General features: G+C 63.3%; 22 protein-coding genes and 1 other RNA gene. 21 read left to right on the top strand and 2 right to left on the bottom strand.

Annotated features, from left to right (window positions below; genetic code table 11):
• Positions 1–44: 44 nt before the first annotated feature.
• Entirely contained in the window at positions 45–3,983 is a 3,939-nt protein-coding gene (locus NKJ72_RS00545; RefSeq protein WP_352475724.1) for a hydantoinase B/oxoprolinase family protein, read from the bottom strand.
• A gap of 174 nt (positions 3,984–4,157) precedes the next feature.
• Here NKJ72_RS00545 and NKJ72_RS00540 point away from each other — a divergent pair, with 174 nt between their 5' ends.
• The 6 genes from NKJ72_RS00540 (at position 4,158) to NKJ72_RS00515 (ending at position 7,819) form a co-directional block, all read left to right on the top strand.
• The gene (locus NKJ72_RS00540) at positions 4,158–4,364 is read left to right on the top strand and encodes a hypothetical protein (protein WP_254819002.1); all 207 of its coding nucleotides are present in this window, start codon (positions 4,158–4,160) and stop codon (positions 4,362–4,364) included.
• A 237-nt stretch (positions 4,365–4,601) separates the two neighbouring features.
• Positions 4,602–5,321: a TerB family tellurite resistance protein gene (locus NKJ72_RS00535; RefSeq protein WP_352475382.1), complete on the top strand. Its 720-nt coding sequence runs from the start codon at positions 4,602–4,604 to the stop codon at positions 5,319–5,321.
• Complete coding sequence (locus tag NKJ72_RS00530) at positions 5,318–6,085, top strand: N-acetylmuramoyl-L-alanine amidase (RefSeq protein WP_352475381.1); 768 nt, start codon at positions 5,318–5,320, stop codon at positions 6,083–6,085. Before NKJ72_RS00535 ends, NKJ72_RS00530 begins: the two co-directional genes overlap by 4 nt.
• 185 nt (positions 6,086–6,270) lie before the next feature.
• Entirely contained in the window at positions 6,271–7,014 is a 744-nt protein-coding gene (locus NKJ72_RS00525; RefSeq protein ID WP_352475380.1) for a lytic transglycosylase domain-containing protein, read from the top strand.
• A 59-nt stretch (positions 7,015–7,073) separates the two neighbouring features.
• An RNA gene (rnpB, locus tag NKJ72_RS00520) (RNase P RNA component class A) lies at positions 7,074–7,472 on the top strand.
• A 44-nt stretch (positions 7,473–7,516) separates the two neighbouring features.
• On the top strand, positions 7,517–7,819 hold the full coding sequence (locus NKJ72_RS00515; protein WP_352475379.1) for a type II toxin-antitoxin system RelE/ParE family toxin: 303 nt from the start codon (positions 7,517–7,519) through the stop codon (positions 7,817–7,819).
• On the opposite strand, the gene NKJ72_RS00510 is transcribed toward NKJ72_RS00515, so the two are convergent.
• The gene (locus tag NKJ72_RS00510) at positions 7,706–8,821 is read right to left on the bottom strand and encodes a cystathionine gamma-lyase (RefSeq protein ID WP_352475378.1); all 1,116 of its coding nucleotides are present in this window, start codon (positions 8,819–8,821) and stop codon (positions 7,706–7,708) included. The two genes, NKJ72_RS00515 and NKJ72_RS00510, sit on opposite strands and share 114 nt — an antisense overlap.
• Positions 8,822–9,226: 405 nt before the next feature.
• Here NKJ72_RS00510 and mraZ point away from each other — a divergent pair, with 405 nt between their 5' ends.
• The 15 genes from mraZ to ftsA all read left to right on the top strand — a co-directional run bounded on the left by mraZ (position 9,227) and on the right by ftsA (position 26,409).
• The gene (mraZ, locus tag NKJ72_RS00505; protein ID WP_254818997.1) at positions 9,227–9,685 is read left to right on the top strand and encodes a division/cell wall cluster transcriptional repressor MraZ; all 459 of its coding nucleotides are present in this window, start codon (positions 9,227–9,229) and stop codon (positions 9,683–9,685) included.
• Positions 9,682–10,713 carry a 16S rRNA (cytosine(1402)-N(4))-methyltransferase RsmH gene (gene rsmH, locus NKJ72_RS00500; RefSeq protein ID WP_352475377.1) on the top strand — a complete coding sequence of 344 codons (1,032 nt, stop codon included), beginning with the start codon at positions 9,682–9,684 and terminating at the stop codon, positions 10,711–10,713. Before mraZ ends, rsmH begins: the two co-directional genes overlap by 4 nt.
• 4 nt (positions 10,714–10,717) lie before the next feature.
• Positions 10,718–11,095: a cell division protein FtsL gene (gene ftsL, locus NKJ72_RS00495; RefSeq protein ID WP_254818995.1), complete on the top strand. Its 378-nt coding sequence runs from the start codon at positions 10,718–10,720 to the stop codon at positions 11,093–11,095.
• Positions 11,092–12,837, top strand: a complete 1,746-nt coding sequence (locus tag NKJ72_RS00490; RefSeq protein WP_352475376.1) for a peptidoglycan D,D-transpeptidase FtsI family protein — start codon at positions 11,092–11,094, stop codon at positions 12,835–12,837. Before ftsL ends, NKJ72_RS00490 begins: the two co-directional genes overlap by 4 nt.
• Before the next feature lie 54 nt (positions 12,838–12,891).
• Entirely contained in the window at positions 12,892–14,346 is a 1,455-nt protein-coding gene (locus tag NKJ72_RS00485; protein WP_352475375.1) for a UDP-N-acetylmuramoyl-L-alanyl-D-glutamate--2,6-diaminopimelate ligase, read from the top strand.
• Entirely contained in the window at positions 14,343–15,776 is a 1,434-nt protein-coding gene (locus NKJ72_RS00480) for a UDP-N-acetylmuramoylalanyl-D-glutamyl-2,6-diaminopimelate--D-alanyl-D-alanine ligase (protein ID WP_352475374.1), read from the top strand. Before NKJ72_RS00485 ends, NKJ72_RS00480 begins: the two co-directional genes overlap by 4 nt.
• A gap of 24 nt (positions 15,777–15,800) precedes the next feature.
• A complete protein-coding gene (gene mraY, locus NKJ72_RS00475; RefSeq protein ID WP_254818991.1) occupies positions 15,801–16,883 on the top strand; it encodes a phospho-N-acetylmuramoyl-pentapeptide-transferase in 1,083 nt (360 codons plus the stop codon).
• An 8-nt stretch (positions 16,884–16,891) separates the two neighbouring features.
• A complete protein-coding gene (gene murD / locus NKJ72_RS00470; protein WP_352475373.1) occupies positions 16,892–18,292 on the top strand; it encodes a UDP-N-acetylmuramoyl-L-alanine--D-glutamate ligase in 1,401 nt (466 codons plus the stop codon).
• Complete coding sequence (gene ftsW / locus NKJ72_RS00465) at positions 18,292–19,443, top strand: putative lipid II flippase FtsW (RefSeq protein WP_352475372.1); 1,152 nt, start codon at positions 18,292–18,294, stop codon at positions 19,441–19,443. Before murD ends, ftsW begins: the two co-directional genes overlap by 1 nt.
• Before the next feature lies 1 nt (position 19,444).
• Positions 19,445–20,572, top strand: a complete 1,128-nt coding sequence (gene murG, locus NKJ72_RS00460; RefSeq protein WP_352475371.1) for an undecaprenyldiphospho-muramoylpentapeptide beta-N-acetylglucosaminyltransferase — start codon at positions 19,445–19,447, stop codon at positions 20,570–20,572.
• Entirely contained in the window at positions 20,569–21,975 is a 1,407-nt protein-coding gene (gene murC, locus NKJ72_RS00455; RefSeq protein ID WP_254818988.1) for a UDP-N-acetylmuramate--L-alanine ligase, read from the top strand. Before murG ends, murC begins: the two co-directional genes overlap by 4 nt.
• Positions 21,972–22,937 carry a UDP-N-acetylmuramate dehydrogenase gene (gene murB / locus NKJ72_RS00450; protein WP_352475370.1) on the top strand — a complete coding sequence of 322 codons (966 nt, stop codon included), beginning with the start codon at positions 21,972–21,974 and terminating at the stop codon, positions 22,935–22,937. Before murC ends, murB begins: the two co-directional genes overlap by 4 nt.
• A gap of 312 nt (positions 22,938–23,249) precedes the next feature.
• Complete coding sequence (locus NKJ72_RS00445) at positions 23,250–24,176, top strand: D-alanine--D-alanine ligase (protein ID WP_352475369.1); 927 nt, start codon at positions 23,250–23,252, stop codon at positions 24,174–24,176.
• Positions 24,164–25,105 (top strand): cell division protein FtsQ/DivIB, encoded by a 942-nt coding sequence (locus NKJ72_RS00440; protein ID WP_352475368.1) that lies wholly within the window; start codon positions 24,164–24,166, stop codon positions 25,103–25,105. The genes NKJ72_RS00445 and NKJ72_RS00440 overlap by 13 nt, the downstream gene beginning before the upstream one ends.
• Positions 25,102–26,409 carry a cell division protein FtsA gene (gene ftsA / locus NKJ72_RS00435; RefSeq protein WP_254818984.1) on the top strand — a complete coding sequence of 436 codons (1,308 nt, stop codon included), beginning with the start codon at positions 25,102–25,104 and terminating at the stop codon, positions 26,407–26,409. The genes NKJ72_RS00440 and ftsA overlap by 4 nt, the downstream gene beginning before the upstream one ends.
• Positions 26,410–26,422: the final 13 nt, after the last annotated feature.

The raw sequence follows: 26,422 nt of genomic DNA, 5'->3' as shown, positions 1-26,422 counted from the left end.
AACGCAGGTGGATGACAGGCCGGTGACAACCTGTTGAAGCGAGTTCAGGCCTCGCCAAGTCCGCCTGCGGTGGGTGTCGTCACAATGACTGCCTCGCCGGCGTCGAGCACCGTTTGATCGCAGGCTTTCAGCGTCTCGATCGCGCCGGTCTTGCGGCGGACCTTGGTCGAACCGGCCTCGCCATCACCGCCGCCGTCCAGCCCCCGCGGCGGGCGGTTGCGGTGCGAGGACAGGATCGCGCATTCCATCTTTTCGAGGAAGCGAATGATGCGCTTGGTGCCGTCGCCGGCATTCCATTTGCCTTTGCCGCCGGAGCCTTCGCGGATATGAAAATCCTCGAGCAATACCGGGAAACGCAGTTCCAGCACTTCCGGATCGGTCAGGCGCGAATTGGTCATATGGGTGTGGACGCCGGAGGTGCCGGCAAAGCCGCGGCCGTCGTTCATCCGGCCGGCCGGCGAGCCCGAGCAGATCGTCTCGTAATACTGGTACTGCTTGTTGCCGAAGGTGAGATTGTTCATCGTGCCTTGCGCATTGGCCATCGCCTTCATGGCGCCGAACAGCGCGTTGGTGACATGTTGCGAGGTCTCGACATTACCGGCCACGACTGCCGCGGGATAGGTGGGCTTCAGCATCGAGCCGTCGGGAATGATGATGTTGATCGGCCGCAGACATCCGGCATTCATCGGGATGTTGTCTTCGACCATGACGCGGAAGGCATAAAGCACCGCGGCTCGGGCCACCGGCTCTGGCGCGTTGAAATTGTTCTTCATGACCGGCGACGTGCCGGTGAAGTCGACGGTGGCTTCGCGCTTCCGCCGGTCGATAGTGATCTTCACTTTGATCTTTTGCCCGGTGTCGGTCGGATATTCGTATTCGGAACTGTCGGGCAGCCGCTCCAGCACGCGGCGCACGCTTTCGGCGGCATTGTCCTGAACATGGCCCATGTAGGCTTTGACCACATCGAGGCCGAAATGCGCGACCATCTTGCGCAGCTCGGCGACGCCCTTTTCGTTCGCGGCGATCTGCGCCTTGAGGTCGGCGATGTTCTGGTGCGGATTGCGCGCCGGGTAGGGGTGGTCGGTGAGCAGCGTCTCCAGGTCCTTCTCGCGGAACCGGCCGCGATCGACGATGCGGAAATTGTCAAACAGCACGCCTTCCTCGTCGACGGTGGTGGCAAGCGGCGTCATCGAGCCGGGCGCGGTGCCGCCGATGTCGGCGTGGTGGCCACGCGAGGCGACGTAGAAGAGGATGAGGGGTTCCTCCCCCCTTGAGGGGGAGGTGCCGCCGAAGGCGGCGGAGGGGGTCGCCGCGGCAGTGCTCGACACTCTTGGGGTGCCTTCTGACCCCTCTGGCCGCTTCGCGGCCATCTCCCCCTCAAGGGGGGAGATCAGGTCGAGCGCTGCTCCAGCGACCCCACTGGGCCGCTCCGCGGCCACCCTCCCCTCAAGGGGGAGGGAAAAAACAGGCGTCACCACGGTGATATCAGGCAGATGCGTGCCGCCATTGTAAGGCGCGTTCAGCGCAAAGACGTCGCCGGGGTGAATGTCGCCGGAATTGAGCCGGATGATGGTCTCCACCGAGCGATCCATGGAGCCGAGATGCACCGGCATGTGCGGTGCATTGGCGACCAGCGCGCCGTTCCGGTCGAAGACGGCGCAGGAGAAATCAAGCCGCTCCTTGATGTTGACGGAATAGGCAGTGTTTTGCAGCGTTACGCCCATCTGTTCGGCGATCGACATGAACAGGTTGTTGAAGACCTCCAGCATCACTGGATCGGCTTCGGTGCCGAGTGCGGCGTGCCGGCGCTTCTTCTCGACGCGCCGCATCAATACGTGGTCCTTGGCGGTGATCTCGGCCTGCCAGCCCGGCTCGACGACAATGGTCTGGTTCGGCTCGATGATCAAAGCAGGGCCGGCGATCTTGTTACCAGGCTCCAGCGTTTCGCGAGGGAAGATGCCGGCGTCGCGCCAGACGCTGTCGACAAAGATTTTCCGGTTCCCGGAAGGACTTGCGGCCATGTCTTCAACTACCGAATCGCTTTCGTCGCGGCCGGTGCCGCCGGTATCGGTACCTTCGACGCCGATCGATTCGACGATCATCGGCTTGTCGTCGTAGACAAAGCCGAACTGCGCCTTGTGCGCCGATTCGAAGTCCGCCTTGGCCTGCGCGATCGAGCTGTGCCCAAAGTTCACAGGCAGCGCGGTATCGGTGCCGTCATAGCGGACCTGCAGCACCGGCTTCGAGGCGACCGCGTCTTCGGTGATGCCTTGTGCGGCGAGTTCTTCGATGACGGCTTTGCGCAGCGTTGCGATGAGTTCATCGATCGCCGCCCCGGAGTCCTCCACCAGCGGCTTCAGCAGCGCCTGCTGGCGTGACGCAAACACGGAGGACAGGCCGATGCCGTATGCCGATAGCAGGCCGGAGAACGGATGGATCAGCACCGCCTCCATGCCCAGCGCATCGGCAACCAGGCAAGCGTGCTGGCCGCCGGCGCCGCCGAAACAGTTCAGGAGGTATTCGGTGACGTCGTAGCCGCGCTGCACGGAAATCTTCTTGATGGCGTTGGCCATGTTTTCGACGGCGACGGTGACGAACCCCTCGGCGACGGCTTCCGGCGAGCGGCCGTCGCCGATCTCGGCGGCAAGCGCGGTGAATTTTTCGCGAACCGTCTGCACGTCGAGCGGTTCGTCCTGCCCCGGTCCAAAAATTGCCGGGAAGAACTCGGGCTGCAGCTTGCCCAGCATGACATTGGCGTCAGTGACGGCCAGCGGGCCGCCGCGCCTATAGGCCGCCGGGCCGGGATTGGCGCCGGCCGAATCCGGCCCGGCGCGAAAGCGGCCGGCCTCGTAATGCAGGATCGAGCCGCCGCCGGCGGCGACGGTGTGGATGCGCATCATCGGCGCGCGGATGCGCACACCGGCGACCTCGGTGTCGAAGGCGCGCTCGTAGTCGCCATCATAGTGGGCGACATCGGTGGAGGTGCCGCCCATGTCGAAGCCGATGACCTTGCCGAAACCGGCGAGTTTTGCCGTCTCGACCATGCCGACGACGCCGCCGGCTGGGCCGGACAACAGCGCATCCTTGCCCTGGAACATATCGGCGGCGGTGAGGCCGCCCGACGACATCATGAACATGAGGCGAGGGCTTCCCCTCCCCCCCGAGGGGAGGGTGGCGGCGAAGCCGCCGGGTGGGGTCGTTGCGGCAGTGCTCAACGTTCTGGCGGTGCCTTCTGAGATGACCCCCTCTGGCCGCTGCGCGGCCATTTCCCCCTCGAGGGGGGAGAGGACGCCGAGCTCCTTCGCCACCTTCTGCACATATCTTGACAGAATCGGCGACAGGTAGGCGTCGACCACCGTGGTGTCGCCGCGGCCGACCAGCTTGATCAGCGGCGAGACCTCGTGACTGACCGAGACCTGCGAGAATCCGAGCTTTCGACAGACCTTGGCGACCGCCTTTTCGTGCTCGGGGTGTTTCCAGGCATGCATGAAGACGATCGCGACCGCATCGATGCCGTCCGCCTTGGCTTGCTCAATAGCCGGGCGTACGGAAGCAATGTCGAGCAGGCGCTCGACACTGCCGTCGGCGCGAACCCGTTCGTCGATTTCGACGACACGCTCATAGAGTTGTTCGGGAAGGATGATCTGCTTGGCAAAGATATCGGGCCTGGCCTGATAGGCGATCCTCAGCGCATCGCGGAAGCCTTTGGTGATGAGCAGCAGCACGCGGTCGCCCTTGCGCTCGAGAAGCGCATTGGTGGCAACCGTGGTGCCCATCTTGACATCGCCGATCAGCGCGGAGGGGATCGGGGCGCCGGGCTGGACGCCGAGCAGTTCGCGAATGCCCTGGATGGCTGCATCGGCATAGGCTTCGGGATTTTCCGAAAGGAGTTTCCTTGGATGCAGCCCGCCTTGCGGGTCCCGGCCGATGACGTCGGTGAAGGTACCGCCGCGGTCGATCCAGAAATCCCATTTTGCGGTCATGGCAGCGCTTCCGGGCATTTTCATTTAGGCATCCTGTTAGTGCTCAACGCTTTGTACGGCCAAGCGCTTGATGTTACACGCGGAAACGCAACGTTACGAAACTCATCATGATCTGACGCATTGTGCCCTCGATCGTCGCCGGCAACGGTGGCGTGATTAGAGGAGAGATATATCATGAAGAAACTCATTCTTGCGTCGGTCTCGGCGCTTGCCTTGCTTGGCGTTGCGGCCTGCAGCGACAGCGGCACCGACACCACCACGACGCAGAGCACCAACCCGCCGGCATCCGACCAGACGATGAAGCCGGCTGCTCCTGACGCAAACAAGCCTGCCGAGCCGGCCCCGGCTCCGGCGCCTGCGCCGGCTGCCCCGGCGCAGTAGTTAAGTGACAACCAAGGAAAGGCTGGCCTCACAGGCCGGCCTTTCTGTTGCTTACGATACCAGCGCATCGTGGCCGAGTGCGACGACGCGGGTGTGCGTGCAGCGGTTTCCGTCTGCCGATTTCCATGGGCAAGCACTAGCGCTAGCCGTCTCAGGCATTCCGCCAAATCGATTGGGCCAGCCCTGCGGCACTGTCTTGGCTTGATAGCGATGGGTGGTTGGTCCTATGAAGCCCCCATGTCGATTTGGGACCGCCTCGGCGACTTCGTCACACGCGTTTCATCTTCAGCGTCGTCAGGCGTCGCCGAAGTGGTCGAAGCCGTGCGTACGGTTTTCTCCGGCGATGCCGATTTGCGCCGGCGTGTCGCCTTCTCGGTGGCGATGATCGCGCTTTCGGCCAAGATGGCCAAGGCAGACGGAATCGTCACGCAAGACGAGGTGCGCGCCTTCCAGGAAATATTCGAGGTGCCGAAGGAACAGAGGCGCAATGTGGCGCGGCTCTACGATTTGGCCAAACGCGACATTGCCGGTTTCGAAACCTATGCCGAGCGTATGGCGCAGCTTTGCGGTTCGGGCCATACCAACTGCCTGATGCTGGAGGACATACTCGACGGGCTGTTCCACATCGCCAAGGCCGACGGGCTGGTGCATGAGCGCGAGGGCGAATTCCTGCACCGGATCGCCGAGATCTTCCGCATCGATGAGGCGCATTACCAGAGCATCCTGGCGCGGCATGTCGATCTGGGTGCCGCTGACCCCTATGTCGTGCTCGGCATCGAGCGTGGGAAGCCGTTCGAGGAGGTCCGCAGGCGCTACCGCAAGCTGGTTTCCGACAATCATCCGGACCGGCTGATCGCACGCGGCCTGCCGCAGGAATTCATCAAGATCGCGACGAGCAGGCTGGCGGCGATCAACGCGGCCTATGAAATGATCGAGCGAGGCCTGCGGCACGCATGAGCGGCTTTCCGCCCGACGAGCCGAGCGCCGAGGTCAGGGTATCGCCGAATTTCGGACCACGGCGCGGGACGCCCGGACCCGATATGATGGTGCTGCACTACACCGGCATGGCAACCGGGGCCGGTGCCGAGGCATGGTTGTGCGATCCGGCCAGCGAGGTGTCGTCGCACTATCTGGTCCATGAGGACGGCCGCATTGTCCAGATGGTGAGGGAAAGCGACCGCGCCTGGCATGCCGGCAAGAGCTCGTGGTTCGGACAGAGCGACATCAACTCCTGCTCGATCGGCATCGAGATCGTCAATCCGGGGCATACGCTCGGCTATCGCAACTTTCCAAAACCGCAGATCGACGCGGTGATCGGCCTGTGTGCCGGCATCGTCAAGCGCCATTCCATTCCGGCGCAGCGGGTGCTCGCCCATTCCGACGTGGCACCGGGGCGCAAGGTCGATCCGGGCGAGAAGTTTCCATGGAAGGCCTTGTTTGCCGCCGGCATCGGCCATGTTGTGCCGGCAGCACCGATCCGGCGCGGCGCCGTGCTGAGGCCAGGCGATACCGGCGCCGATGTTGAGGCACTGCAGTCGATGCTGGCGCTTTATGGTTATGGCGTCGAGATCACCGGCGCTTTCGACCGGCAGACCGAAATCGTGGTCGAGGCATTTCAGCGGCATTTCCGGCAGCGCCTGGTCGACGGCGTGGCTGACGGATCGACGATCCGCACGCTGGAAAGGCTGCTTGCTTCCGTAAGGATAGCTTCTCTCAAATAATCTTTTGCCAGCTTAAAAGTTACAATCTGTTACTCAAAGTGACTTGCGTCGCCTTCTTTGGCGCCAATTCGGTCGTCAAAGGCGATCCGTACAGATTGTCGGACGTCTATCCCCCCAGATGTTCCGATGTTGATTGAGGGTATCTGCGCGAAGTTCTTTGTGCGGATCAAACAGAACAGGATCACATGCAGAAATTGACCGTTTTAACGGCAGCCATTGCTGCCGGCGTAATGACTTTTGCCTTCAGTGCGGCAAACAGCGCACCGCTGAGCCAGCGGGCCGATCAGGGCTTCAGTGCCGCAGCCGGCAAAACCGCCATGCCGAAGGGTGGTGCAAAAGTAGAGAAGACTGCCACCGCAAAAGTGGAAAAAGCGGCCGCGGTAAGGACGAAAAAGCCAGTCTCCGCGAAAAGGCCAACCGCTGCGACAAAGACAATCGCCAAACAGCATGTGAAGCGTAACCGCAAACGCATCGACCGCATGGCAACGGCGTCAGTCGCTCCGAAGAGCAGGCCAGCGCCCCAGGTGGCGGTTGTCGACGGCGGCGGACAGTATTCGGCGATCATTGCGCGTTATGCCGCCAGCTATGGCGTGCCGGTGTCGCTCGCCAATGCCGTCATCAAGATCGAAAGCAACTACCAGCCGAACCAGGTCGGCAGCGCTGGCGAGATCCGCCTGATGCAGATCAAGCCGGCGACGGCAAGAATGATGGGCTATAGCGGTTCGGTTCAGGGTCTCTACGATCCCGATACCAACATCAAATACGGCATGAAGTACCTTGCCATGGCGCGGGATCTCGGCGGCGGCACGACCTGCGGCACGATCCTGAAATACAATGCCGGCCACGCCGCCACACGGATGAACCCGGTGTCCGCAGCCTATTGCGGCAAGGTCAAGGTGCAACTGGCAGCGCTTGGAGCGCCCGCCTGACAAGGGATAACTTGCTTTTTCGTTTGCGTTTTCGGGCCCGAACCCCTTTATACGCCTTGCCAGCTGGCCGGGCGGCCGCACCCGCGAAGCCGAAAGGCTGCGGGTGAGGAAAGTCCGGGCTCCATGGAGACACGGTGCCGGTTAATGGCCGGCGGGGGCGACCCCAGGGAAAGTGCCACAGAAAGCAAACCGCCACGATCCAATCGTGGCAAGGGTGAAAGGGTGGGGTAAGAGCCCACCGCGCGACTGGCAACAGGAGCGGCACGGTAAACCCCACCGGGAGCAAGACCGAATAGGGACGGTGCGAGGGGAAACCCTCGAGGGCTGTTTCCGGCTCACCGTCCGGGTAGGTTGCGTGAGGCGCATGGCAACATGCGCCCAAGATGAATGGCCGCCGCGTTCTCGCCCCGCAAGGGGCGAGGGCCATACAGAACCCGGCTTACAGGCCAGCTGGCAGTTTTCTACCCATGTCGCGCAAGACAGCGAGGCTGCGGCCGATCGGTTGCTCGATCAAATCGAAGCCCGCTGGCAGCAAGTGGCCACTTATCCCTTCTCAGCTGCGCCGCGCGAAGACATCGCGCCCGGCATCCGTCACCTGATCGTCGGCGAATACCTCACCCTGTATCGTGTCGTCGAAGAGGCGATCGAAATCGTTCGCATCCTCCACGGCCGGCGCAAGATCGACGCCGGCTCAGCCACCGATTGCGTCCAGCGACGCCTCGATCGCCTGCCAAAGCTCTTCCACCGGCTCGCAGCCGACCGACAGGCGAACGAAGCCGGGCGGTACGGCATCTCCCCTTTTTGATCGCCGTTCGGCCGACGTGTGCACGCCGCCGAACGATGTCGCTGCCTGCATCAACGCGCAGTTGTTGATGAAATCCTCGGCCTTGTCCTCCGAGGCGAGCACGAACGAGATGAGAAAGCCGAAGCGCTCCATCTGGGCGCGGGCAAGATTGTGCGATGGGTCGCTCTCCAGTCCCGGAAAGCGCAAGCCGCTGATCGCGCGATGGTTTTTCAGCCGTCGCGCTATCATTTCGGCGGAAGTGCACATGCGGTCGAAGCGCACGTCCAGCGTTTCGAGGCCGCGATGCACCAGCCATGCCTCGAACGGCCCGGGGATGGCGCCCGACGTCTCGCGCCAGTCGGTCACCCTCGAGATAATGTCCGCGTCGCGGCTGGCAACATGGCCGAACAGCACATCGGAATGGCCGTTTGGCGCCTTGGTGTCGGCAGCAATGACGATATCGGCGCCGAGATCGAGCGGGCGCTGGCCGAAAGGTGTCATCGTCGTGTTGTCGACCACAAGCACCGCACCCGCTCTATGCACGGCTTCGGCGACGGCTGCGATGTCACATATGTCCAGTCCTGGGTTGGCGGGTGTTTCGACGAAGGCAAGCCGATAGCCGTCGAAGCCGCCGTCGAGGAAGCTCGACGTCGGCCGGACATCGTAGGCAACGCCGAAGGATTTCAGAAAACGGTCTGCCAGCGCTCGCGTCGTATGATAACCGTCGGACGGCAGCAGGATACGGTCGCCGGCTTTGAGCAGGCCGAAAAATATCGCCGAGATGGCAGCCATTCCCGAGGGAAAGGCAACGCATGGGGCGTCTTCCAAATGCGCCAGCATTTGCTCGACCGCATCCCACGTCGGATTGCTGAAGCGGCCATATTGATCGAAGCCGGTGGCGTCGCCGGGCGCATGAAAGATGGCGGCCATGGTCAGGGGCAAGGGGATCGGGTCGCCCTTGGCCAGCCCGCCGCGGCGCAGATGAGGAAGTGCTGCGGCGCGTGACTTGGCTGTTTCGGACATGATTTCAACCTCGTTACTGACCGGAAAAGGAGATGCCGAGGCTATGCGCGGCAGCGATCCGCAGCAAGTCGGCTCCGGTTGGGCCACACGGCTCTAAACGCTTCGTTAGGCTTAATAGAGGATAAAGACGGGAGTGCCGTCAAAGCTGCTCTCCCCAGTTGTGGCAGGCGCGTTTTGAAGACTGTTCCCGTTGACGCCCATAGCACCCCATGATATCCCATTCCGATACTCAAGCCTTCGTTCCGTGTCAGGGTGAAGCGTACGCCAATCGGGCAGCCGCGGCGGCTGCGCGTTTGCCTGCGTTCGCCCGTCATAACGAAGTGGGTTTTGGACGCCGACCGGGCTGGGGCGGCGCGCACAGGAAGATGCAGAGGGGTGCGGCGGCGCAAGCGGCCGTAACGCGTAATGGACCGGTTTCTGTCGAACGCGGTGAACAGGATCGATGCGAAGGGACGGGTGTCCGTGCCGGCGCATTTCCGTGCCGTTGTGCAGAAACGCGGCTATTCGGAACTTTATGCGCTACGCTGCCTGGATCGCCCGGCGATGGATGTCGGTGGGCTCGACCTGCTCGATCGCTACGAGCAGCGCATCGCCCAGGAAGACCCGTTCCTGCAGACGGCGGACGACATGTCGTTCTTCTGCCATGGCGATGGAACGTTTCTGAAGCTCGACCAGGACGGCCGTATCACGATGAGCGATTTCATTCGCGAGCATACCGGCATTTCAGCGGAAGTGGCCTTCGTTGGCCGCGGCAATTTCTTTCAGATCTGGGAGCCCGGACGGCTCAGCGCCTATGGGACGGAAGCACGCGCCCGGCTTTTGCAGCTTCGGCAGGGGACGAAGCCCGGGGAGCGGCCGGAATGATGGCGGGCGACGGCGATGAAGTTCATGCCGCTGGCGGACCAGCCCGCCACATTCCGGTCCTCCTTGCCGAAGTTCTGGAGGCGCTGGCCCCGACAAAAGGCGAGGTGATCGTCGACGGCACGTTCGGTGCCGGCGGCTACACCAAGGCCATCCTGGCAAGCGGAGCCTCGGTCGTCGCCATCGACCGCGATCCGGATGCGATTGCGGCGGGGCGGGCCCTTGAACAGCAGTCCGGCGGCAAGCTCAGGCTTGTCCAGGCACCGTTCTCGACGCTCGACGAGCAGGTTGAAAGTGCCGATGGCGTCGTGCTCGACATCGGCATCTCCTCTATGCAGATCGACCAGCCGGAGCGCGGCTTTTCGTTCCGGGCCGATGGACCGCTCGACATGCGCATGGCGCAGGCGGGCCTGAGCGCCGCCGACGTCGTCAACACCTTCAAGGTGGGCGATCTCGCCCGCATCTTCGGTTTTCTTGGCGAGGAACGCCATGCCGGGCGCATCGCCCGCATGATCGAGAGCCGTCGTGAAAAACGCCCCTTCGAGCGCACGCTCGACCTTGCCGATGCCATCGAGACGCATATCGGTCGCGCGCCAAAAGACAAGATCCATCCGGCCACCCGCGTTTTCCAGGCGCTGCGCATCTTCGTCAATGACGAGCTCGGCGAACTGGCCAAGGCACTGTTTGCCGCCGAGCGCGCGCTGAAACCGGGCGGGCGGCTTGCCGTGGTGACCTTCCATTCCCTGGAGGACCGCATTGTCAAGCGCTTCATCGCCGACAGAGCCGATTCAGCGACCGGATCGCGGCATCTGCCCGAGGCCCAGGCGCGCACCGCCACCTTCACCAAGAAGGGCGGCGGCGTGACGCCTGGCGATGCCGAGATATCGGCAAATCCGCGGGCGCGCTCGGCAAGGCTGCGCGCTGCGATCCGTACAGAGGCGCCGGCGCGTGCCGACGATTTTTCGATTTTCGGCCTGCCAAAACTGCCTGGCCCAAAGCTTCCCGGCGCCGATCGACCGGGCGAGAGGTGAGCACGTGTTTCGTACCAGCGACATAGTCCTGATCGCCGTCATGGTTTCGGCGGCTGCCCTGACCTACAAGACCAAGCGCGAGGCCGAGGAGCAACTGGCGGCAGTGCACAAGATCCAGGCGCAGATCCGTTATGAAGAGGACACGATCGACCTGCTCAAGGCGGACTGGAGCCTGCTTACCCAGCCGTCGCGCCTGCAAAAGCTCACCGAAATCTACAAATCGCAACTCGGACTCGAGCCGGTCAATGCGCGGCAGATCGTCGGGCTGGACGATCTGCCGGCGAAGCCCGTCAACATCGAGGACCTTTCATCGCAGCGGCTGGGCGGCATGGCCGATGTCGGCGGCAAGGATCCCGTGGTGACCGGAGGCATCATCCAATGATCAGCGGATTTCCAATCGCCGCCAGATTTCCAAAGGTTGGGAGGCTGCTGAAGCGCGGTTCGAAGCCCGGTGCGGGCGGATCGATCGTCGTCGAAGGAGCCCGCAAGGCGACCGGTGGCAAGGGCAGGACCCGCATCGTCATGACGATGGCGGTGTTCTTCGGCATCTATTCTACCATTGCCGGGCGGTTGGTCTATCTGGGTTTCCAGAATCCCGACCTGTCGGGCGGCCCGCAGAGCCGGGTGACGGCATCGCGACCCGACATCGTCGACCGTAACGGCGAAGTGCTGGCGACCGACATCAAGACGGCGTCGCTGTTTGCTGAGCCGCGCCGCATCGTCGATGCCGACGAGGCGATCGAAAAACTGTCGACGGTGCTTCCCGAGATCGACTACGAGCAGACATACAACAAGCTGAAGAGCGGCGCCGGCTTCGTCTGGCTGCAGCGGCAACTGACGCCGAAGCAGCAGGCCGACATCATGCAGCTCGGCATCCCCGGCTTCGGTTTCCGCACCGAAAAGCGCCGGTTCTATCCGGCCGGCGAAACCTCGTCCTACATTGTCGGCCTCACCAACATCGACAATCAGGGCATCTCCGGCATGGAGAAATACATAGACGAACAAGGCTTGAGCGACCTTCAGGCGTCGGGCCTGGCGGTGGCCAAGGATTTGAAACCGGTGCAGCTCTCGATCGACCTGCGCGTCCAGCATATCGTGCGCGACGAGGTCGCCACCGGCATGGAAAAGTACCACGCGATCGCGGCGGGCGCCGTCGTGCTCAACGTCAAGACCGGCGAGGTGCTGGCGATGGCCTCCGTTCCGGATTTCGATCCGAACAACCCCTATAATGCGCAGGACAAGGACCGGCTCAACCGAATGTCCGCAGGCCTCTACGAAATGGGGTCGACCTTCAAGAGCTTCACCACCGCCATGGCGCTCGATTCCGGCAAAATAACGCTGCAAAGCCGCTTCGACGCGTCGCGCCCGATCAGGATCGGCCATCAAACCATCCATGATTTCCATGCCAAGGGCCGGATACTGTCAGTTCCGGAAGTGTTCATCTACTCGTCCAATATCGGTTCTGCCAAGGAAGCCGAAGCGGTTGGCATCGACGGACACCGCGAATTCCTGCATCGCCTGGGAATCCTCGAGAAAATGCAGACCGAACTGCCGGAAGTCGCTCGGCCGACCGAGCCCAAGGTCTGGAAGCAGGTCAATTCGATCACCATCGCCTTCGGCCACGGCGTGTCGACGACTCCGCTACAGACAGCGGTCGGCTGCGCCGCGCTGATGAATGGCGGCTATCTGATGGACCCAACCTTCCTGCCTCGCACGCAGGAGCAGGCGATGGCGGTGGCCAAGAAAGTGGTCAGCGACAAGACGGTCGAGGGCATGCGCTATCTCTATGCACTCAATGCCGAAAAGGGATCCGGTCGCAATGCACGGGTGCCAGGATACCGGGTGGGCGGCAAGACGGGAACGGCGGAGAAGGTCGTCAACGGCCGCTACTCGAAGGAAAAGAATTTCAACGCCTTCGTTGCAGCTTTCCCGATGGACGATCCGCAATACATAGTGCTTACGATCGCCGACGAACCGAAGCCGGAAAAGCCCGGCATGGGTGCTACGGCCGCCTCGAACGCGGGCATCATGGCTGCAAACATCATCCGACGTGCGGCTTCCATGCTTGGCGTGAAGCCAGATTTCAGCCATGAAAATGGTGCAACGCTGGTTTCCTATCAGTGATTCTTCGGGCGCGCCGGCAACTGCGCGCTATTTTGTTGCGATGAACGGGGTTCGATGAAGCTGAAAAATCTAGCCGGTATCCTGCCTGTCGATGGGACAGCTCCCTTCGACATGGAGGTTACAGGGATTTCGTCGGATTCCCGCCAGGTAACAGAGGGCGTCGTCTTTTTCGCGCTCACCGGCTCCAAGGCGGATGGCGCAGCCTATGCAGCCGACGCCGCAAGCCGCGGCGCCGCAGCGATCGTGGTCGGCAAGGGCAGTGCGGTCGCCGGGCTGCCAGTGCCGGTTCTTGTCGTAGACGATCCGCGCCTTGCGCTGGCGCAGAGTGCGGCCCGTTATTTCGGCAAGCAACCGCAAACCATGGTCGCGGTGACCGGAACCAGCGGCAAGACCTCGGTCGCCGCATTCACCCGGCAGATATGGGAGCAGGCGGGTTTCGCCGCCGCCTCGATCGGCACGACCGGCGTGGTGGCGCCGGGCCGCAACGAATATGGCTCGCTGACCACACCGGATCCGGTGGCACTGCACAGGCTGCTCAAGGAGCTGGCGCAGGCCGGCGTCACCCACGCCTCAATGGAGGCGTCCAGCCATGGCCTCGACCAGCGCCGGCTCGACGGCGTCAAGCTTGCGGCCGGCGGCTTCACCAATCTCGGCCGCGACCATATGGACTATCATCCGACGGTCGAGGACTATCATCGCGCCAAATTGCGTCTGTTCGACGCGCTGCTGCCGAAGGGCGCGCCGGCCGTTATCTTTGCCGACGACCCGTGGTCGGAGCCGACGATCAAGGCGGCGCATGCAGCGGGACTGAACGTGCTGACGGTCGGACGCCACGGCGATTTCCTGCGGCTGAAGCGGGTCGAGCACGAGCGCCACCGCCAGCGCGCCGAGGTCGAAGCGGACGGCGTTCTCCGTGAAGTCGACTTGCCGCTGGCTGGCGACTTTCAGATAGCAAATGCGCTGGTGTCGGCCGGCCTCGCCATTTCGACTGGAACATCTGTTGCCAAAGCGTTGATGGCGCTGGAGAAATTGAAGGGCGCGCCGGGACGGCTCGACCTTGTCGGGACGGCCGCCAACGGCGCGCCCGTCTATGTCGACTATGCTCATAAGCCGGATGCACTGGAAAACGTGCTGGCTTCGGTGCGCCCCTTTACCACTGGCCGCGTCATCGTCGTATTCGGTTGCGGCGGCGACCGCGACCGGGGCAAGCGGCCGATCATGGGCGAGATCGCCACAAGGCTGGCCGATGTCGTCATCGTCACCGACGACAATCCCCGCTCGGAAGTCCCCGAGACGATCCGCGCCGCGATCCTGGCGGCTGCACCGGGGGCGATCGAGATCGGCGACCGGCGCAAGGCCATCCACCAGGCAGTCGGGATGCTTCACGCCGGCGATACGCTGATCGTGGCCGGCAAGGGCCATGAGGAAGGCCAGACCATCGGTGCCGAGACGCTGCATTTTTCCGATCACGAGGAAGTTCGCTCGGCGCTCAGGGAGCAAGCGGCGTGAGCTATCTGTGGACCTCCGAGGCGCTGGTTGCCGCCATGGATGGCCGGCCGCTCGGTCCGATGCCTGAAGGTATCGCCGGCATTTCCATCGACAGCCGCAGCCTGCAGCCGGGAGACGCCTTCTTCGCCATCAAGGGCGAGGCCATGGACGGCCATGATTTCGTCACCGCCGCCATCAAGGCGGGCGCCGGCGTGCTGGTCGTCGCCGAGGGCAAGCTGCCGTCGCTGGGGCGGCTGACGGCACCGATGATCGTCGTGGAGGATGTGCTCGTCGCGCTGGAAAAGCTCGGCGTTGCGGCGCGCGCACGCTCAAAGGCGAGGGTGATTGCCGTGACCGGATCGGCGGGCAAGACCACCACCAAGGAAGCACTGCGCCACGCTCTCTCCGCGGTCGGTATCGTGCATGCATCGGCCCAGTCGTTTAACAATCACTGGGGTGTGCCGCTGACGCTGGCGCGTATGCCGCAGGATTGCGATTTTGCCGTCTTCGAGATCGGCATGAACCATCCGGACGAGATCCGGCCTCTGGTCAAGATGGTCCGGCCGCATGTCGCCATCATCACGCTGATCGCGGCCGCTCACCTCGGCTTCTTCCGCAACCTGGACGAGATTGCCAAGGCCAAGGCGGAGGTTTTCGAAGGACTGGAGCCCGGTGGCGCCGCCCTTCTCAACCGCGACGACTCGCGCTGGAAGCTGCTGGAGAAGATGGCGAAAGAGGCCGGCGTCGAGCATGTTTACGGATTCGGCGAGAATGCCCGGGCGACCTTCAAACTGATCAAATGCGAACTCGATGCCGATCATTCCGTGATAACCGCCAAGATTGGCGGGCATGAGATCGTCGCCAGGATCGGCGCGCCGGGCCGCCATATGGTGCAGAATGTGCTGGCGGTGCTGGGTGCAGCGCATCTGGTCGGAGCCGACGTCACCAGGGTTGCGCAGGCGCTGGCCGATCTTTCGCCCGAACGCGGACGCGGCAAACGCTATATGTTGCGCCACCCCAAAGGGCCGATCACGCTGATCGACGAGAGCTACAACGCCAATCCGGCGTCGATGAGCGCTGCAATGGCGCTGCTCAACACGACGCCGGTGTCGGGTGAGGGCAGGCGCATTGCCGTGCTCGGCGATATGCTCGAGCTCGGCGGCCACTCGGCGAAATTGCATGCCGCCCTTGCCGACCTGATCGTCGGCACCGACACGCGCACGGTTTTTCTCGGCGGCCCGGAAATGCGGGCGCTGGCCGACGTTTTGCCCGGCGAGATCAGGACGGAGTACCGCGCCGGCGCGGAAGATCTGAAACCGGTGCTTCTGTCGGAGTTGAGGCCGGGTGACGTGGTTATGATCAAATCGTCGAAAGGCATAGGCTTTTCAAAGCTGGTCGAGGCATTGCTCGGCAAGTTTCCGGCGGAAGCCACAACCAGCAGACAGACCTAGGATCGGTCCGGGGGACGCAAGCGCATGTTAACACTGCTCGTCGAATTTGCGGACAAGATCTCGGTCTTCAACGTCTTCCGCTACATAACTTTCCGCACTGGCGGGGCGCTGATCACAGCGGCGCTGATCGTGTTCATCTTCGGACCGACCATCATCAATTCGCTGAGGCTGCGGCAAGGCAAGGGACAGCCGATCCGCGCCGATGGGCCACAGACGCATTTCAAAAAGGCGGGAACGCCGACCATGGGCGGGCTGATGATCCTGTCCGGCATCATCGGTTCGTCACTGCTGTGGGCGAACCTGTCGAGCATCTACGTCTGGGTGGTGATGCTGGTGACGCTGGGGTTCGGCTCGATCGGCTTTTACGACGACTACCTCAAGGTGACGAAGCAATCGCATCTCGGCTTCTCCGGCAAAGCTCGGCTGGGGCTCGAATTTGCCATCGCAGGCATCGCCGCTTGGGTGATCATGCATAACGGCCAGGCGCCGTTCTCGTCGTCGTTGACATTCCCTTTCGCCAAGGAGTTTCTCGTCAATCTCGGCTGGTTCTTCATCCCGTTCTCGTGCTTCGTCATCGTCGGCGCCGGCAATGCGGTGAACCTGACCGACGGCCTCGACGGACTGGCGATTGTGCCGATCATGATCGCGGCGGCGTCCTTCGGCGTCATCGCCTATCTCTCCGGCAACGCGGTATTCGCCGAATATCTTCAGATCCATTTTGTGCCCGGTACCGGCGAACTGGCGGTGGTCCTTGGAGCGGTGATCGGCGCCGGGCTCGGCTTCCTGTGGTTCAATGCGCCGCCGGCGGCCATCTTCATGGGCGATACCGGCTCGCTGGCGCTGGGCGGGCTGATCGGCACGGTCGCGGTGGCGACCAAGCACGAGATCGTGCTGGTCATTGTCGGAGGCCTGTTCGTTGTCGAGATATTCTCGGTCATCATCCAGGTCGGCTACTTCAAGATGACCGGCAAGCGCGTCTTCCTGATGGCGCCGATCCACCATCATTTCGAAAAGCTCGGCTGGACCGAAAGCCAGGTGGTGATCCGCTTCTGGATCATCGCTGTCATCCTGGCGCTGGTCGGCCTGTCGACCCTGAAGCTCAGATAGGAGGCCGCTTGATCCCCGCCGCATCCTTTTCAGGCAAGCGCGTTTCGCTCTTCGGGCTCGGCGGCTCGGGGATCGCCACGGCGCGCGCGCTGATCGAAGGCGGCGCAGATGTGCTGGCCTGGGACGACAATCCCGACAGCGTCGCCAAGGCTGGCGCGGTCGGTATTGCAACCGCGGACCTGCGCGGCGCGGACTGGGCGAGGTTTTCCGCCTTCGTGCTGTCGCCCGGCGTGCCGCTGACGCACCCGAAGCCGCACTGGACTGTCGAGCTCGCGCGGGGCTCCGGCGTCGAGATCATAGGCGATATCGAGCTTTTCTGCCGCGAGCGGACGGCGCGGGCGCCGGAAGCACCTTTCATTGCGATCACCGGCACCAACGGCAAGTCGACGACCACGGCATTGACGGCGCACATACTCAAGTCGGCCGGGCGCGACACGCAGATGGGCGGCAATATCGGCCGTGCGGTGATGACGCTCGATCCGCCGCAGCCCGAGCGGCACTATGTGGTTGAGTGCTCTTCCTACCAGATCGACCTTGCCCCCTCGATCAATCCGACGGCCGGCGTCCTGCTCAATCTGACGCCGGACCATCTCGACCGCCATGGCACGATGCAACACTACGCCTCGATTAAGGAGCGGCTGGTGGCCGGCAGTGAGACCGCAATCATCGGCGTCGACGATTCCTGGTGCGCCCAGATCGCCGATCGGCTGGAGCGGGCAGGCCGGCAGGTCATTCGGATTTCCAAGCGCCTGCCCCTGACCGACGGTTATTTCGCCGATGGCACGAATTTAATGGAAGCCGTGCACGGCCGCTACAGCCGGGTCGCCTTCCTCGAAGGAATCGGCTCCTTGCGCGGCCAGCACAATGCGCAGAATGCGCTGGCCGCCGCCGCCGCCTGCCTAAAGGTCGGGCTCGAGCTCGGCGAAATCCAATCCGGACTGGAGAGTTTCCCGGGGCTGGCGCACCGCATGGAGCAGGTCGGCCGCAAAGGGCATGTGCTGTTCGTCAACGATTCCAAGGCGACCAATGCCGATGCCGCTGCACCGGCGCTGTCGAGCTTTGCGCGTATCCATTGGATTGCCGGCGGCCTGCCGAAGGAGGGTGGCATCGAGCCGTTGCGCGGCTTCTTCCCGCGCATCGCCAAGGCCTATCTGATCGGCGAAGCTGCACCGGCCTTTTCGGCGACGCTGGGCGAGGCGGTGCCTTACGAGATCTCAGGCACGTTGGCCGCGGCAGTCGAACACGCCGCCCGTGATGCAGCCAGGGATAGTAGCGGCGAAGCGGTGGTGCTGCTGTCGCCGGCCTGCGCCAGTTTCGACCAGTTCAAGAATTTCGAAGTGCGCGGCGAGGCGTTCAGGCAAGCCGTAACCGCCATTGATGGCGTGATGCCCATCGGAGGGACACGATAATGCAAAGCCGTCTCGACAAAAGCCCGGTTGCGACCTGGTGGTGGACGATCGATCGCTGGTTCCTGGCGGCGTTCCTGTCGCTGATGGGGCTCGGCATCGTTTTGTCCTTCGCCGCAAGCCCGGCGGTGGCCGAGCGCATCGGGCTAGACAGTTTCCACTTCGCGACGCGCCAGATTATCTTCACCATTCCGGCACTTGGGGTGATGCTGGCTGTCTCCTTCCTTGAATCCAGGCAGATCCGGCGCATGGCGCTCGTCATGCTGTGCATCATGCTGTTTCTGATGGTGGCAGTGCTCTATATCGGCGTGGAGGTGAAGGGCGCGCGGCGCTGGGTGTCGCTTGCCGGCCTGTCGATCCAGCCGTCCGAGTTCCTGAAACCGGCCTTCGTCATCATCTGCGCCTGGCTGTTCGCCGAGCACAAGCGGCAGCCCGACATTCCCGGCAATCTGTTCGCCATGTTGCTGCTTGCACTGGTTATCTCGCTGCTGGTGGCGCAGCCTGACCTTGGGCAGACCATGCTGGTGCTCGGCACCTGGGGAGTGATGTTCTTCATGGCCGGGTTGCCGTGGCTGTGGATCGTCGCGCTGGGTGCTGCCGGCGTCGGCGGCGTGTTCGCCGCCTATGCGGTTTTCCCGCACGTTGCCGGCCGCATTGACCGCTTCATGACCGGCGAGGGCGACACGTTCCAGGTCGACATGGGCCGCGAGGCGCTGATCAATGGCGGCTGGTTCGGCGTCGGGCCGGGCGAGGGTACCGTCAAGCGAGTCATCCCCGACAGCCACGCCGACTTCGTCTTCTCCGTCGCCGGCGAGGAATTCGGGCTGATCATGTGTTTCTTCATCATGTCCATCTTCGGCTTCATCGTGCTGCGCGGTCTCAACACGGCGCTCAAGGAGCAGGACGATTTCACCCGCTATGCGGTTGGCGGCCTGGTCACGGTCTTCGGCCTGCAGTCGGTCATCAACATGGCCGTCAATCTGCAGCTGATGCCGGCCAAGGGCATGACGCTGCCGTTCATCTCCTACGGCGGCTCTTCGCAGGTCGCGATCGCCATCTCGATGGGCATGGTGCTGGCGCTGACGCGCAAGCGCCCGGAAAAGCGCAAGCAGCTGGGCTTCATGCCGTTGCCGCGTGCGATGCCGGCGGAGTGAGATGGCGAAGGGGGTCATCCTGCTGGCGGCAGGCGGCACGGGCGGACACCTGTTCCCGGCCGAGGCGTTGGCGCACGAACTGACCAGGCGCGGCTGGACGGTGCATCTGGCGACGGACGAGCGCGCCGAGCGCTTTACCGGGCAGTTCCCAGCAGCCGCTATCCATCCGATCCAGTCGGCGACGATGGGATCGAAAAATCCTTTTGCCGTGCTCGCCGCGTTTTGGAAAATCTGGCGCGGGGTGCGGCAGGCATCGGCCGTCATCGCCAGCATCAAGCCTGCCATCGTGGTCGGCTTCGGCGGTTATCCGACACTGCCGCCGCTTTACGCGGCGACCAGGCGCAAGGTGCCGACGCTCATCCACGAGCAGAATGCGGTGATGGGCCGCGCCAACCGGGCGCTTGCCGGCCGCGTCGACGCCATTGCCGGTGGGTTCCTGCCGGAAGACAGCAGTGCCGCCGGCGCCAAGACGGTGACCACCGGCAATCCGGTCAGACCGCAAGTGCTGGAGGCGGCGAAGACACCTTATGCCGCATCGGCCGGCGGAGAGCCGTTCCGATTGCTGGTGTTTGGCGGCAGCCAAGGCGCGCAGTTCTTTTCCGACGCGGTGCCGGCGGCAATCGCCCGGCTTTCCGACGCACAGCGCAGGCGGCTGGCGATCACACAGCAGGCGCGCGCCGACGATGTGACGCAGGTGAAAGCCGCCTATGCCGCACTTGGCATTGGGGCCGAGGTGTCGCCGTTCTTCACCGACATGGCAAAGCGGCTGGCGGCGGCGCATCTGGTGATGTCGCGCTCCGGCGCATCGACCGTATCGGAAATCGCGGTGATCGGCCGGCCGGCGCTGCTGGTGCCCTATCCGCACGCGCTCGACCACGACCAGGCGGCGAATGCGGCGGCCCTTGCGGCAGCGGGCGGCGCCGAGGTGCATCCGCAATCCACGCTTTCGCCCGAGCACATTGCTGCGTTGATCGGGGCCCTGATGGATGATCCGGGCAGGGCGGCGACAATGGCCGCGGCGGCGAAATCATCCGGAAAACCGGATGCCGCGCGGTTGCTCGCCGATCTGACAGAGGCTATTGCGTCCAGGAAATCCGTTTCGGAATTCAGGAAGGAGACGCACGAATGAAGATGCCACAGACGATCGGCCTCGTGCATTTCATCGGCATTGGCGGCATCGGCATGAGCGGCATCGCCGAGGTGCTGCACAATCTCGGCTACAAGGTGCAAGGGTCCGACCAGGCCGACAGCGCCAATGTGCAGCGGCTGCGCGACAAGGGCATCGAATGCTTCGTCGGCCACCAGGCCGAAAACCTCGGCGAGGCCGAGGTGGTCGTCGTCTCCACCGCAATCAAGAAATCCAATCCGGAACTGAAGGCGGCGAGAGAGAAGTTGCTGCCGATCGTGCGGCGCGCCGAAATGCTAGCCGAGTTGATGCGGTTCCGCCAAGCGGTCGCGATCGGCGGCACGCATGGCAAGACGACGACGACTTCGATGGTGGCGACGCTACTCGAAGCCGGCGGGCTCGACCCGACGGTGATCAATGGCGGCATCATCAATGCCTATGGCACCAATGCCCGCATGGGCGACGGCGAATGGATGGTGGTCGAGGCCGACGAGAGCGACGGCACGTTCCTCAGGCTGCCGGCCGAGATTGCCGTCGTCACCAATATCGACCCCGAGCATCTCGATCATTACGGCTCCTTCGACAAAGTGCGCGAGGCGTTTCGTCAGTTCGTCGAGAATGTGCCGTTCTACGGCTTCGGCGTGATGTGCACCGACCATCCCGAGGTGCAGGCGCTGGTCGCCCGCATCGAGGACCGGCGCGTCATCACCTATGGCGAAAATGCGCAGGCCGACGTGCGCTTCACCAATCACCGCATGGACGGCCCGACCTCGGAATTCGACGTGGTGATCCGCGATCGCAAGACGCACGGCCAGATAACGATATCAGGTCTGCGGCTACCCATGCCCGGACGTCACAATGTCTCCAATGCGACGGCGGCGATTGCCGTCGCGCATGAGCTCGGCCTTTCGGCTGAGGCAATCAAGAAGGGTCTGTCGTCCTTCGCCGGCGTCAAGCGGCGTTTCACCCATACCGGTTCGTGGAACGGTGTCGATGTGTTCGACGATTACGGTCATCATCCAGTCGAGATCACGGCGGTACTGAAGGCCGCGCGCAGCGCCACCAAGGGCCGCATCATCGCCGTTACCCAACCGCACCGCTTCACCCGGCTGCGCGATCTGTTCGACGAGTTTTCCGTCTGCTTCAACGATGCCGATACGGTGATGGTGGCGCCCGTCTATGCGGCCGGCGAGGAGCCGATCGATGGCGTTACGTCCGACGCACTGGTGTCGCGCATCCGCTCCGGCGGCCATCGCGACGCACGCTACATCGAAGGTCCGGCGGCGATCGGGCCGATCGTTCGCGAGGTGGCGAAGCCGGGCGATTTCGTGGTTTTCCTCGGCGCCGGCAACATCACCCAATGGGCCTATGCGCTGCCCAGGGAACTCGGCGGGACCATCTCATGATGCGCGGCCTGGCGTTGATCGAGAAGCTTGGCGACCGGCTTGCCGGACTGCGCGGCCGCATCACGCCCAATGCCGAGATGGACAAGATCACCTGGTTTCGAGCCGGCGGGCTCGCGGACGCATTGTTTCAGCCGGCCGACGAGGACGATCTTGCCGCGTTCCTGAAGGCGGTGCCCGAGGAAATACCACTGACCACCGTCGGCGTCGGCTCGAACCTGCTTGTCCGTGACGGCGGCATTGCGGGCTTCGTCATCCGGCTTTCGGCCAAAGGCTTTGGCGAGACCGAAGTGATTGCGCCGACCATGATCAAGGCGGGCGCCGCAACGCCCGACAAGCGTCTTGCGGCCGTTGCCTACGAGGCCGGCATCGGTGGCTTTCATTTCTACCACGGCATTCCCGGCGCCATTGGCGGAGCGCTGAGGATGAACGCCGGCGCCAATGGCGTCGAGACACGCGAGCGTGTGGTCGAGGTGCGGGCACTCGACCGCAAGGGCAATGTTCATACGCTGAGCAATGCCGACATGGGCTATGCCTATCGCCATTCAGCGGCGCCGTCGGGGCTGATCTTCACATCGGCGCTGCTCGAAGGCGTTCCCGAGGACAGGGCGGCGATCAAGGCCGCGATGGATGCTGTCCAGAACCATCGCGAGACCGTGCAGCCGATCCGCGAAAAAACCGGGGGCTCGACCTTCAAGAACCCCGAGGGCACCTCGGCCTGGAAGGAAATCGACAAGGCCGGCTGCCGCGGCCTGATGGTCGGCGGGGCGCAGATGTCGCCGATGCATTGCAACTTCATGATCAACACCGGAACCGCCACCGGCTACGAGCTTGAATATCTCGGTGAGACGGTGCGTGCGCGCGTGCTCGAAAAATCGGGCATCCGGCTGCAGTGGGAGATCAAGCGCATTGGTAATTTTCGGCCGGGCCATGCGGTCCAGGAATTTCTCGGGCAGTTGCTTTAGGCAAGTCGACCGCCGTTGCTTTTCGGACTCATGAATTCACATTTTGCTGCCGTTTTTGCGGAAAGTGAATCCATCGGAATCGTAAGCACTTGCCAGCGAATCAACTCTCTGATTCTCTGCCCTGAAGCGTTTCCTGATTTGAGTCGTTTCGACGCGTTGCTCGCGTTTCCGTCTGGGGGGCAACCTGCCGGGAGACTCGGACTCAATGTTGCGGAAAACACGGAGCGAAGTTGCTCGGCGCGTGTGAGTGTGCGCGATGCTTTTCGGTCATGCACGATAGTGCGGGCCTGCTGTGAGAGGAAATGACGGGGAATGACAAGCAAGCACGTGGCCGTCCTTCTGGGAGGATTCTCGTCCGAGCGGCCCGTGTCCCTGTCGTCGGGCAAAGCCTGCGCCGACGCGCTCGAGGGAGAGGGCTACCAGGTCACCCGCGTCGACGTCTCGCGCGACATCGGCTCGGTGCTCGGCGCGCTCAAGCCTGACGTCGTCTTCAACGCACTGCACGGCCCTTTCGGCGAGGACGGCACCATCCAGGGCATCCTCGAGTACCTCGCCATTCCGTACACCCATTCGGGCGTGCTTGCCTCGGCGCTCGCGATGAACAAGGAGCAGGCCAAGAAGGTCGCCAAGGCGGCCGGCATTCCGGTGGCGGAATCGAAGGTGGCCAATCGCTTCGCCATCCAGAACAAGCACCCGATGAAGCCGCCCTATGTGGTCAAGCCGGTCAACGAAGGGTCGAGCTTCGGTGTCGTCATCGTGCATGAAGGCCAGTCGCATCCGCCCCAGATCATCGGCTCGTCCGAGTGGAGATACGGCGATACGGTCATGGTCGAGCGTTATGTGCACGGGCGGGAATTGACCTGCGCAGTGATGGGCGATGTGGCGCTCGGTGTCTGCGAGATCATCCCGACCGGGCATTCCTTCTACGACTATGATTCAAAATACGTCGCGGGAGGATCAAAACACGAATGCCCGGCAAAACTTTCACCGAATATTTACCAAAAAATACAGACACTGGCACTCAAGGCTCATCAAGCTATCGGCTGTCGGGGCGTTTCCCGATCGGACTTCCGTTATGACGATCGTCACTCCGAAAACGGCGAAATTGTCTGGCTCGAGGTCAACACCCAGCCGGGCATGACGCCGACGTCTTTGGTGCCGGAAATCGCCGCGCAAGCGGGACACTCGTTCGGCGATTTGTTGAGTTGGATGGTGGAGGACGCTTCGTGTCTGCGTTGAAGTGGGGACAGGGCAGGGGGAAGGGCGCGGCCGGGCCGGCGCTGTTCGGCATGCCGTTGTCGTTCGACCATTTCGTGCTGCCGCGCCTGCTCCGCCGGCCGGTGCGCGTGCTGGCGCGCCTCGGCGAAGGCGACTTCGAGGCGCCGCCCTATTGCGCTGCCATGCTGTCGGCGGCACTGCTTGTTTCGAGTAGTGCCTATGGCGCCTATCTCGGCGGACATGCCGACGCCATCGTCCAGAGTGTCACCGCCCGAACCGGCTTTGCCGTCGATCAGGTCAAGGTCGTCGGCAACCGCGAAACATCCGAGATCGATATTCTCGACAGGCTGGAACTCGACGGCTGGACCTCGCTGATCGGCTTCGACGCCGAAACCGCGCGCGAACGCATCACCACGCTACCCTGGGTCGAAGCCGCGGCAGTGCGCAAGGTCTACCCGCATACGCTGGAAGTGCGCGTCGAGGAGCGCGAGCCGTTCGCGCTGTGGCAGCAAGGCAGCGCGCTTTCGGTCATCGAGAAATCCGGCGCCGTCATTGCGCCGTTCTCCGGCGGCAAGCAGATATTGCTGCCGCTGATCATCGGCACCGGCGCACCGGCCAAAGCGCCGGATTTCCTAGCGAAGATCAAGAATTATCCGGAGCTCGCCGCGCGGATCAAGGGCTATATCCGCATCGGCGAACGGCGCTGGGATCTCAAGCTTGAAAACGGCATCACGATCAAACTTCCCGAAGACGGCGAGGATCAGGCGATTGCCGACCTGGTCAGGATGGACCACGAGAACGGGCTTTTGACGCGCGACATCGCTGCCGTCGACATGCGCCTTTCCGATCGTCTGGTCGTCCAGCTGACGCCGGAGGCGGCGACACAGCGCCAGGCCGCGCTCAACGAAAAGCCCAAGATGCTGAAGCGCAAGCCGGAGACGAAAATATGAGCTGGCTTGGCGGCAATAGCGATGCTTCGGCGCGCCGGTCCGGCATCTTGACGGTGCTGGATGTCGGCTCCAGCAAGGTCTGCTGCGTGGTGGCCAAGCTCAAGCCGCGCGAGGATGGCAAGCTGCTGCGCGGACGCTCGCATCGCGTCCAGGTCATCGGCATCGGCCACCAGAAATCGCAAGGCGTGAAATCGGGCGTCGTCATCGATCTCGACCGCGCCGAGCACGCCATCCGTCTTGCCGTCGACGCCGCGGAACGCATGGCGGGACTGACGGTCGATTCGCTGATCGTCAACATGACTGCCGGCCGGTTGAAGAGCGAGGCTTTTTCGGCCACCATCAATCTCGGCGGCCATGAGGCCGACGAGGCCGACATCAAGCGCGTGCTTGCCGCCGGCGCCAAGCAGGCGCTGCGGGCCGAGCGCGAGGTGATCCATTCGCTTCCCGTAGCCTTTTCTCTGGATGCCGAGCGCGGTGTGCGCGATCCGCGCGGCATGGTTGGCGACCAGCTTGGCGTCGACATGCACGTGCTGACGGGCGACGCGGCGCCTTTGCGCAATCTTGAGCTCTGCATCAACCGCTCGCATCTGTCGGTCGAGCGCATGGTGGCTACGCCTTATGCCAGCGGGCTTGCCGCGCTGGTCGACGACGAGCTCGAAATGGGCGCGGCCTGCATCGACATGGGCGGCGGCACGACGACGATCTCGGTATTTTCGGAAGGCAAGTTCGTCCACGGCGACGCCATCGCGATCGGCGGCAACCACGTCACGCTGGATATGGCCAAGGGCCTATCGACCTCGCTCGATGCCGCCGAAAGGCTGAAAGTGATGCATGGCTCGGCGCTGCCTGGCAGTGCCGACGATCGCGACCTGGTTTCCATCCATCCGATCGGCGAGGACGGCGAGGTGCCGTTGCAGATCCCGCGCTCGGTGATGACGCGCATCATCCGCGCCCGCATCGACGAGACGCTGGAATTGCTGCGCGACCGCCTGAACAAGTCCGGCTACGGCAATGCCGTCGGCAAGCGTGTGGTGCTGACCGGCGGCGCCAGCCAGCTTGCCGGCCTGCCCGAAGCAGCACGCCGCATTCTCGGCCGCAATGTGCGCATTGGCCGCCCGCTTGGCGTGGCAGGCCTGCCCGAGGCGGCCAAGGGGCCGGCTTTTTCGACGCCCGTCGGGCTTCTGATCTATCCGCAGATGGCGAGCTTCGAGAGCCGCCCGGCGAAGGGAATTTCCGGTCTTCGGATGACCGGAACAGGCGGAAAACTGCATCGAATGAGTCAGTGGTTGAGAGACAGTTTTTAATTTGACGGGGACA

It is taken from the genome of Mesorhizobium sp. M0045 (assembly GCF_040323385.1).
Taxonomy (GTDB): Bacteria; Pseudomonadota; Alphaproteobacteria; order Rhizobiales; family Rhizobiaceae; genus Mesorhizobium.
The sequence above is the reverse complement of the archived record's forward strand: the minus strand, read 5'-3'. Positions and strand labels throughout refer to the sequence as shown.